The following is a 9533-nucleotide window of genomic DNA, read 5'->3' on the forward strand; positions in this document are numbered from 1 at the left end:
CCGGACAACGACATCCGCATGTCGAACTGGATCAGCGGCCGGATGAAGGAGATCGCCGACCAGCTCGGCGGCAAGCAGTCGGTCGTCGCCAGGCTCGGCAAGGGCTGGAACTCCGTTCCCTATCAGAGCACGCACAACACCGGCGGCGCGATCATGGGCACCGACCCCAACACCAGCGCGGTGAACCGGCATCTGCAGAGCTGGGACGTGCCGAACGTCTTCGCCATCGGCGCCTCCGCCTTTCCGCAGAACGCCGGCAAGAACCCGACAGGGCCGGTCGGTGCGCTGGCCTTCTGGGCGGCGGATTCGATCCGCAACCACTATCTCAAGAACCCCGGCCGGCTGGTGGAAGCATGAAGACGGCAGCGCTCCTCGCCGGCCTCGCGGCCGCCACGCTGGTCGGCACGGCGGGCTTCGCCTCGGACCTGTTCGACCGGATCGAGGCCGGCCGCTACCAGGCGATCCTGGGCGATTGCTCGGCCTGCCATACGAAGCCCGGCGGCAAGCCCTTCGCCGGAGGCGAGCCGCTGGAGACGCCCTTCGGCAAGCTCGTGCCGTCCAACATCACGCCCGACCCGGAGACCGGCATCGGCCGCTGGAGCTACGAGGATTTCCGGGGCGCGCTGAAGCGCGGCGTCGGCAAGGACGGCAAGCGGCTCTATCCGGCGATGCCCTACCCCGCCTATTCCTCGATGAGCGATGCCGACATCGCCGATCTGTGGGCCTATTTCCAGAAGGTGGAGCCGGTCTCCAACCGCGTCGTCTCCAACCAGCTGCCCTTCCCTTTCAGCATCCGCAGCGTGATGATCGGCTGGAACTTGCTGAATTTCTCGCCCAAGGAGTTCCAGCCCGACGCGGCCCAATCGGCCGAGTGGAATCGCGGCGCCTATCTCGTCAACGGCGCCGGCCATTGCGGCACCTGCCACACCCCGCGCAGCCTGACCGGTGCCGACAAGAGCGGGGAATTCCTGCGCGGCGGCAATCTGCAGGGCTGGTTCGCCCCCAGCCTCACCGGCGATGCCCATAAAGGCCTCGGAAGCTGGTCGAAAGAGGATATCGTCGCCTATCTAAAGACCGGCGCCAACCGCTTCGACATCGCCTCGGGGCCGATGGCCGAGGCCGTGGCGCAATCGACCAGCAAATGGACCGATGCAGATCTCCAGGCCGTCGCGACCTATCTGAAGGACGTGAAGGGTGAGGGGGACCCCGCGCCCCGACCGGTCGCCGCCGACGATGCGGCGATGACGAGCGGCAAGGCGATCTATCTCGACCGCTGCGGCGCCTGCCACGTCTCCTCCGGACAGGGCCAGCCCGCGCTGTTCCCGACGCTGGCCAAGGCGCCGCTGGTCAACAGCAGCGATCCGAGCTCACTGATCCGCGTGGTTCTGGCCGGCAGCCAGGCGGTCGGCACGGCGGCCAAGCCCACCACCCCGGCGATGCCCTCCTTCGCCTGGAACCTCGACGACGCAGCTGTGGCCAACGTCCTCACCTATGTCCGCAACAGCTGGGGCAACGCGGCGCCGGCTGTGACCGCCGGGCAGGTGAAGGACATGCGGGCGAGCTTGCGGAAGTAAACCAAGTCAGCACGGCTCCCGTCATCCTGGACAAGCCGCGAAGCGGCGCTGATCCGGGCCCCATCGTAAAGCTCGGCGCTCGGCGATGGATCCCGGGACAAGCCCGGGATGACGGCGCGGATCTGACGCGAGCCGAATAGTCGCTCAACCGACCGGCACGCTCAGCCCTACCTTCACCCGGTCCATCGCCACGAAGCTGCGGAATTTGCGGATGTTGGGGTCGGCGAAGAAGAGCCGCCGCGTCAGCGCCTCATAGGCCGCCATGCTCGGCACCAGCACCACCAGCATGAAGTCGACCTCGCCGGTGACGTAATAGCATTGCTGCACCTCCGGCGCGGCCGTGAAGGCGCGCTTGGCGGCGTCGATATCCGGCGCCGTCTCGCTCACCAGCTCGACTTCGACGAAGATCGTGATCGGGTGGCCCAGCGCCGCCGGATCGACCACGGCGACATTGGCGCGGATGATTCCTTGTGCCTCCATGCGCCGGATGCGGCGCTGCACCGCCGGCGCCGAGAGATGAACCTGCTCGCCGATCACGCGCTGTGGAACGGCATTGTCCCTCTGGAGAATGGCGAGGATCGCGCGGTCGAAAGCGTCGAGGGAGGGATTCGGCTCGGTCATGGTCGCATCCGCGAGCGGTTCTTGCAGGAAAAGGCAGATCATCCAGCGCCTTTCTCCCGTGCGATGCAATATCCATGCATGCACGCTTCGTCGAGGTCTTCCATGTTCCTGCCCAATCCCTCTCCGGATCATCGCCGCCCGCTCGATCCGCGCGACCTCGCCATGCTCGGTCCGGAGGGCGCGGCCGCGATCGGCCGGCATCTGGCCAGCCGCGCCGGCCACGCGCCCACACCCCTCCATGCGCTGCCGGGGCTCGCGGCTGCGCTCGGGATCGGCACGCTGGTCGTCAAGGACGAGGGCCGGCGGCTCGGGCTCGGCAGCTTCAAGGCGCTCGGCGGCGCCTATGCCGTGGTGCGGCTCGTGCTCGAGGAGGCGTCAGCCCGCCTCGGCAGGACTCTGTCGGATGGCGACATCGCCGATCCCGCGGTGCGGGCGGTCGCGGGCGGCATGACCTTCGCCTGCGCCACCGACGGCAACCATGGCCGCTCCGTCGCGCAGGGCGCCGGGCTGGTGGGCGCCCGCTCGGTGATCTTCGTCCATGGCGGCGTCAGCGAGGAGCGCGTGGCGGCCATCGCCCGCTTCGGCGCGCGGATGGTGCGCGTGCCCGGCACCTATGACGATTCGGTCAAGGAAGCTGCCCGCGTCGCGCAGGAGAACGGCTGGACGGTCGTCTCCGACACCTCCTGGGAGGGCTATGAGCGCATTCCGGGCTTGGTGATGCAGGGCTATACCGCGATTGCGCAGGAGGCTTTCGCGCAGCTGCCACAGGCGCCTACCCATGTCTTCGTGCAGGCCGGCGTCGGCGGCATCGCGGCGGCGATGGCGACGCAGATGGCGGTGCAGTACGGCGCGGAGCGCCCGGTCTTCATCGTCGTCGAACCGGAGCTGGCGGCCTGCGTCTTCGCGGCCGCACGCTCGGGGCAGGCCGTGGCGATCGACCATGGCGCGCCGACGGTGATGGCGATGCTGGAGTGCTACGAGCCCTCCCCGATCGCCCTGCGCGTGCTGCTGCGGGCCGCCGACGCCTTCCTGACCGCGACGGATGCTCAGGCGGTGGAGGCGATGAACCGCCTCGCCCGCCCGGAAGGCACCGATCCGGCCATCGTCGCCGGCGAAAGCGGGGCGGCGGGGCTCGCCGGGCTGCTGGCTGCGTTGCGCGATCCGGCAGCGCGGGCGGCGCTGAAGCTCGACGACCGATCGCGCGTCTTCCTCGTCAACACCGAGGGCGCCACTGATCCGGCACGCTATGCCGAGCTGGTCGGGCTGGCTCCCGAGGTGGTGGGCGCCGTCGCGGCATGAGGCAAGCGCGGCCCGTCCGCCCATCGGCACGCTTGTCGCGGGCGGCTGCGGCGTCGTAGCAGGAGGGCGCGGCCCGATCCGGCTGCCCGGAGGCCACCCGCATGAAGCTTCGTCCCGATACGCTGGCGATGACCGCCGTGCTCGCGATGCTGACGGCGCTGGGGCCGCTCTCGACCGATTTCTACCTGCCCTCGCTGCCCGAGATCGTGCGGGTGATGGGCACGGATGTCGCCGGGGCGCAGGCCACCCTCTCCTCCTTCCTCTTCGGCTTCGCCGGCGGCCAGATCATCTGGGGGCCGCTTTCGGATCGCATCGGGCGCCGTCCCGTGCTGCTGGCGGGGCTGGCGCTGTTCGCGCTGGCGACGCTGGCCTGCGCGTTCTCGCCCTCGATCGACGCCCTCACCGCCGCCCGCGCCCTGCAGGCGCTGGGTGCCTCAGGGCCGATCGTGCTCGGCCGCGCCATGGTGCGCGATCTTTACGAGGGGCCGCGCGCCGGCAAGGAGCTGGCGCGGATGGGGATGATCATGGGGTTGGTGCCGGCCGTCGCCCCAGTGCTCGGCGGCGTGCTGCATGTCGCCTTCGGCTGGCGCTCGACCTTCTTCGCCTCGCTGCTGTTCTCGCTCCTGCTGATGGGGACGATCCTGGCGGTGATGCCGGAGACGTTGCGGCAGCGCTCCGCGCAGCCGCTTTCCCTGCGCGCCATCGTCGGCGGCTATGGCGTGCTGCTGCGGAACCGCGCCTTCCGCGTCTATGTGGCGCTGACCGCACTGGCCTATGCCGGGTTGTTCGCCTTCATCTCCGGCTCGTCCTTCGTGCTCGGCGGCGTCTATGGGCTGAGCCCGGTGCAATACGGCTTTTCCTTCGCCTTCGGCGTGCTCGGCTTCATCGGCGGCACGATCCTGGCGCAGCGCCTCGTCGGCTCGCGCGGGATGGACGGGGTGATCGGGCTCGGCGTGCTGTTCCTGGCGCTGGGCGGGCTCGCCATGCTCGGGGCCGTCGCCACCGGCGCCGGCGGGCCGTTCGGCATCGTCGCGTCCTGGGCGCTCTATGCCTGCGGGGTCGGGCTGGTGATGCCGCAATCGCAGGCCTCGGCGATGATGCCCTTCCCCGACCGGGCGGGCGCCGCCTCGTCCTTCAACGGCCTGTGCCAGATGCTGCTCTCGGCCTGCGTCGGCCTGCTGGTCGGCCATCTGCTGAAGGGCTCGGCCCTGCCGCTGCCGCTGGTGATGTCGGGGATCGGCGTCGCCGCCTTCGTCCTGTTCAAGACCAGCGCGGGGGTCAGGGCTGCGAAGGGATGAAGCCGGAGCGACCCGGCCGAGCCCTCATCCGGCAAATCCTAACCGCCGAAGAGCCGCTCGAAAAAGTTCTTCTCCTGCGGGGCCGGCGGCACCCAGGCGCGGTCGCTGGTCGGCGGCGCCGCTTCGGGCTGGCGGGCCTCGGCGATCGGCGCGCCATTGTCAAGGGGCCGGGGCGCGCCCTGCCAGAAGCCGCCGGGCAGCGGGATCGGCTGCGAGCCGGCATGGGCGGCCTTCATGTATTTGCCCCAGATCTCGCCGGGCAGGCCGCTGCCGGTGACCCGCTTCATGGTGGAATTGTCGTCGTTGCCGACCCAGACCGCGGTGACGAGCTTGGCGGTGAAGCCGACGAACCAGGCGTCGCGGAAATCCTGCGTGGTGCCGGATTTGCCGCCCACCTGCCAGCCGGGAATGTTGAACTTGGCACCGGTGCCGCCGGTCATCACCCCATTGAACAGGGTGTCCATCATCGACAGATAGGGCTGCTGGATGACCTGGCCGAGATTGGCGGGCTTGCGGGCATAGACCACCTTGCCATTGGTCTGGCGCACCTCGCGGATCACATAGGGCAGCACCGACTGGCCGCCATTGGCGAAGGTGGCATAGGCCGCCGTCATCTCCAGCGGCGTCACCTCCGAGGTGCCCAGTGCCAGTGAGAGATTGGGCTGCAGCGCCGAGGTGATGCCGAGCCGCTGGGCGGTGCGGATCACCTCCTTGGGCGTCACCTCCTGGATCAGCCGGGCCGCGACGGTGTTCAGCGAATGCTGCATCGCGGTCGCGAGCGTCACCGGGCCGCGATAATTGCGCGAGTAGTTCTCAGGCTCCCAGCCCTTGATCGAGACCGGGGCGTCGTCGCGGATGGTGTCGGGCGTCATGCCCTTCTCCATCGCGGTCAGATAGACGAAGGGCTTGAAGGAGGAGCCGGGCTGGCGGCGCGCCGCCGTGGCGCGGTTGAACTGGCTTCGGGTGTAATCGCGGCCGCCGATGAGCGCGCGCAGCGCCCCGTCGGGCGCGAGCGAGACGACAGCGCCCTGGCTGGCATTGAGCTTGGAGCCCTGCGCCGCGAGCGCTTCGACCAGCGTGGTCTCGGCGGAGGCCTGGAGCTTCGAATCGATCGTCGTCAGCACGGTGACGTCGCTGTCGATCGCGCCGATGAAATCGTCGAGCACGTCCATGACGTAGTCGGCGGCGTAGTTGACCGAGCCGGCCCCGATGCGCTCGGGCACCTCGGCCGGGGCGGTGAGAGCGGTCTTGGCGGCCTCGCGCGAGATGAAGCCCTGATCGGCCATCGCCGTCACCACGAGCTGGGCGCGCTTCTCCGCGAGATCCGGATTGCGGTTCGGCGCCAGGCGCGAGGGCGCCTGCACGAGGCCGGCGAGCATCGCCGCCTCGGCGATCGTCACCGAGCGTGCGGATTTGTTGAAATAGCGCTGCGCCGCCGCCTCGACGCCATAGGCGCCGGAGCCGAAATAGACGCGGTTGAGATAGAGCTCGAGGATCTGGTCCTTGGAGTAGGTCCGCTCCAGCCAGAGCGCGAGGATGGCTTCCTGGATCTTGCGGGAAGCGGTGCGCTCCTGCGTGAGGAACAGGTTCTTGGCGAGCTGCTGGGTGAGCGTCGAGCCGCCCTGCACGCCGCCGCTGCGGCGCAGATTGTTGACCACCGCGCGGGCGAGCCCGACCGGGTCGATGCCGAAATGGTCGTAGAAGCGCCGGTCCTCGATCGCGACGAAGGCTTTCGGCAGATAGGGCGGCACCTCGCCGAGCGTTATGGTGCGCCCGCCGGTTTCGCCGCGATTGGCCAGCAGCGAGCCGTCGGCGGCCAGGATCGCGATGTTGGGCGGCCGCTTGGGCACGGTGAGCTGGTTGATCGGCGGCAGCTGCGAGGCGTAGTAGGCGACGACGCCGCCGAGCCCGATGACGCACCACAGGCCGAGCACCGCCGTCCAGTAGATCAGCCCGCCGAAGAGCGAGCGCCGCCGACGACGCTTGCCGGAGGAGCGCCCGCCCCCACCGCCGCCGCGCTTGGGCGGAGTCTTCGGCGCGTTGCGCATCTGCCGGGCAGGCTCGGCGCGCGATGCCGAGGGGCGATAAGGCGTGGTGCGGTCGTCGGGAGAAAGGCGCATGTCACCGTCATGGCGGCTGTCGCCGCGCTCATAGCCAAAGGAGGGCTCGCGCCGCTCGCCTCGTGAAGTCCGGTCGTTCATCCTGTCCCGTTCGGCCGAAAGCCCGCCTCGTCAGGCAGCCGGATCAGCGGATGGAGCCGCCGACCCTGTCATGTGCGGAGCATCGTGACCGCGTCCATTCGAACGCGCGATGGTCCAGGTCAGTGGGGATTTAAACATGGCGCTTTTAAGGGTTCGTAAAGCCTGGCCGATGACGGCCGCTCCGCCTGGTCGCGCAAACGTGAGCGATCTTGCGCAATTGCAATGTAACCATGGCCAATTCTGGATATTGCGCAAGATAGCGCAGGCTGGCACCTAGGGGCCTCCGCGCCTGCCGGCGCCCCCCCCCTTCGAAGGATGCCCGATGTTCTCCACACTCAACCGCTACCAGCCGCAGGTGCTCGGCCTCCTGCGCATCGTCACGGCGCTGATCTTCATCGCCCACGGCACGCAGAAGCTGTTCGGCTTCCCCGCGCTGCCGCCGAGCGGCAGCCTGCCTCCGGTGATGTCGATCTACTGGTTCGCGGGCGTTCTGGAGCTCGTCGGCGGCCTGCTGATCCTCGTCGGCTTCCAGACCCGGATCGTCGCCTTCATCCTCTCCGGCCAGATGGCCGTGGCCTACTGGATGGCGCATGCGCCCAAGAGCGTCTACCCCGTCCTCAATGGCGGCGACGCAGCGATCCTCTACTGCTTCGTCTTCCTCTACCTCGTCTTCGCGGGCGCTGGCGCCTTCGCGATCGACAAGGACAGCCGCGCCTGAGCGCGGGGGGCTGATCCGCTCAGCCTCTTAGCCGCCATTGATAAAGCCCGCCTCCTGACGAAGGCGGGCTTTTTTCGTGTCCGGGTTCGTTCGGCGAATCAGACCGCGGCGGAAATCCAGCGCGAGAGATCGCTCTTTGGTGCCGCGCCCACCTTCTGGGAGGCGAGCTTGCCGTCCTTGAACAGCATGAGCGTCGGGATGGAGCGGATGCCGAACTGGGCCGGGATCTGCTGGTTCTCGTCGACATTCATCTTGACGATCTTCACCTTGCCGTCGAGCTCGGTGGCGATCTCCTCCAGCGCCGGGCCGATCATGCGGCAGGGGCCGCACCATTCGGCCCAGAAATCCACCACGACCGGCTCGGACGACTTCAGCACGTCGGCCTCGAAGCTCTGATCGGTTACCTTGCTCGTCGCCATGGCTGGCTGCCTTTCGCTTCACGGTGGGCGGCAGCGCCGCCCTTCGCCAGCGAAGCTATGAATGCCGACCCCCGCGGTCAAGGCGCGCCGCCCGCAGGGCAGAGGCGCGGGCGGCGGCGGTCACTGGCCGGCCGACACCAGGCTCGCGCCGACATTGATGCCCAGCGCCAGGATCGAGGTGTTGAAGACGAAGGCGAGGATCGAGTGCAGCAGCACGATCCCGCGAGCATGGCGGGTCGTCACCGCGACGTCGGAGGTCTGGGAGGTGCAGCCGACGGTGTAGGAGAAATACAGGAAGTCGAGATAGTCCGGGTCGCTCTCGCCGGGAAAGTCGAGGCAGGGCTCCTTTCGCCCGCCGCGATAATAGAGCCCGGCATAGTGCAGCGTGAAGAAGGCGTGGAGCAGGGTCCAGGAGCAGAGCACCGTGAAGCCGCCCAGCGCGAAGTGCCAGGGCCTCTGCGCGGGCGCCACGCCGCCCATGCCGGCGAACTGCACGGCGATGGCGACGAGGCTCGTCGTCGCCGCGAGGCTCGCGATGATGAGGATCGCCATCGCGCCTTCGTCCTGCTGTTCCGCCCTCGCCCGGATCTGCTCCGCGGTCTCGGTGAACATCGTCGTCGCGAGCAGGCCGAGATAGAAGATGGCGCCGGCATCCCAGGCCACCAGGAAGCGCGTCGCCCAGCGCCAGTCCGCCGGCAGTCCGATGGCGAGCAGAGCGAGCGCGCCGAGGGCCAGCAGCAGGCGTGGGCGCAGCAGCAGGGAGCGGGGCAGCACTCTCATCGGTGCGTCTCCTGAGAGAGGGCGAGCGCGGCCAGGGCGGCCTCGCGCTGATCCGGGCCGAGTTCGAAGCAACTGAGATCGGTGGTGTAGACCGCCAGCGCCCGCACCGCGCGGCCGGGATAGATCGCCTCCAGCAAGGCGGCATAGGCTGCCAGCTGCGCGACCGTGCGCGGCGCCAGTTCGGCGGCGGATGCCGGCGGGCGCGCCGTGGTCTTGAAATCGGCGACGAGAACGCTGTCGGCCAGCACGACGAACCGGTCGATGCGGCCCGAGACGGCGCGCGGGCCGCCCTGCGGCAGGGTGATCGTGCCGGCGATCGGCACCTCGGCCAGCGCATCCGGCCCGAACAGGGCCGCCAGCGCGGGCTCGGCGAGCAGGCGCAGGGCGTCCGCGACGATCCGCTTGCGCCGTTCCGCCGGCAGGCCGCGTCCGCGCGCCTCGGCGAGGCTCGCGGCGGCGGCGGGCCGGTCGGCGGCGGCGATCTCGGGCAGGAGCTGCAACAGCAGATGGGAGAGCCGCCCGGCGGCGGCGGCTTCGGCCAGGAATGGCCCTTCGCCCGGCCGCTCCTCCCCATCGGCGGCGGCCAGCGCGCCGGAGGGCCGCAAGGGCGGCAGCGGCTCGGC

10 protein-coding genes are annotated in these 9533 nt (G+C 69.4%); 5 read left to right on the forward strand and 5 right to left on the reverse strand.

Annotation, left to right across the window (positions count from 1 at the left end; translation table 11 throughout):
- Both ACOJTB_RS16125 and ACOJTB_RS16130 read left to right on the forward strand, forming a co-directional pair.
- Positions 1-357 (forward strand): GMC oxidoreductase (locus ACOJTB_RS16125; RefSeq protein WP_420103544.1); only part of this gene is annotated, 357 nt, incomplete at its 5' end.
- Entirely contained in the window at positions 354-1574 is a 1221-nt protein-coding gene (locus ACOJTB_RS16130; protein ID WP_420103545.1) for a c-type cytochrome, read from the forward strand. The genes ACOJTB_RS16125 and ACOJTB_RS16130, both read left to right, overlap by 4 nt.
- 144 nt (positions 1575-1718) lie before the next feature.
- Here ACOJTB_RS16130 and ACOJTB_RS16135 read toward each other — a convergent pair whose 3' ends face one another.
- Positions 1719-2195: an Lrp/AsnC family transcriptional regulator gene (locus tag ACOJTB_RS16135; protein WP_420103546.1), complete on the reverse strand. Its 477-nt coding sequence runs from the start codon at positions 2193-2195 to the stop codon at positions 1719-1721.
- A gap of 102 nt (positions 2196-2297) precedes the next feature.
- Between ACOJTB_RS16135 and ACOJTB_RS16140 the strand changes: the two genes are divergently transcribed.
- The gene (locus tag ACOJTB_RS16140; protein ID WP_420103547.1) at positions 2298-3494 is read left to right on the forward strand and encodes a diaminopropionate ammonia-lyase; all 1197 of its coding nucleotides are present in this window, start codon (positions 2298-2300) and stop codon (positions 3492-3494) included.
- Positions 3495-3595: 101 nt separating this feature from the next.
- Positions 3596-4792 (forward strand): multidrug effflux MFS transporter, encoded by a 1197-nt coding sequence (locus tag ACOJTB_RS16145; protein ID WP_420103548.1) that lies wholly within the window; start codon positions 3596-3598, stop codon positions 4790-4792.
- Between the two features lie 38 nt (positions 4793-4830).
- Here ACOJTB_RS16145 and ACOJTB_RS16150 read toward each other — a convergent pair whose 3' ends face one another.
- The gene (locus ACOJTB_RS16150) at positions 4831-6993 is read right to left on the reverse strand and encodes a transglycosylase domain-containing protein (RefSeq protein WP_420103549.1); all 2163 of its coding nucleotides are present in this window, start codon (positions 6991-6993) and stop codon (positions 4831-4833) included.
- 322 nt (positions 6994-7315) lie between these two features.
- Here ACOJTB_RS16150 and ACOJTB_RS16155 point away from each other — a divergent pair, with 322 nt between their 5' ends.
- Positions 7316-7711: a DoxX family protein gene (locus ACOJTB_RS16155; protein ID WP_420103550.1), complete on the forward strand. Its 396-nt coding sequence runs from the start codon at positions 7316-7318 to the stop codon at positions 7709-7711.
- A 98-nt stretch (positions 7712-7809) separates the two neighbouring features.
- On the opposite strand, the gene trxA is transcribed toward ACOJTB_RS16155, so the two are convergent.
- From trxA to ACOJTB_RS16170, 3 genes are all read right to left on the reverse strand, one after another.
- Positions 7810-8130 carry a thioredoxin gene (trxA, locus tag ACOJTB_RS16160; protein WP_047579067.1) on the reverse strand — a complete coding sequence of 107 codons (321 nt, stop codon included), beginning with the start codon at positions 8128-8130 and terminating at the stop codon, positions 7810-7812.
- A gap of 120 nt (positions 8131-8250) precedes the next feature.
- Positions 8251-8910, reverse strand: coding sequence for a DUF1345 domain-containing protein (locus ACOJTB_RS16165; RefSeq protein ID WP_420103551.1), 660 nt, complete (start codon positions 8908-8910; stop codon positions 8251-8253).
- Positions 8907-9533, reverse strand: a 627-nt coding sequence (locus tag ACOJTB_RS16170; RefSeq protein WP_420103552.1) for a PD-(D/E)XK nuclease family protein, incomplete at its 5' end; no start/stop codon positions are given. The genes ACOJTB_RS16170 and ACOJTB_RS16165, both read right to left, overlap by 4 nt.

The organism is Allobosea sp., from assembly GCF_048595345.1.
GTDB lineage: Bacteria > Pseudomonadota > Alphaproteobacteria > Rhizobiales > Beijerinckiaceae > Allobosea.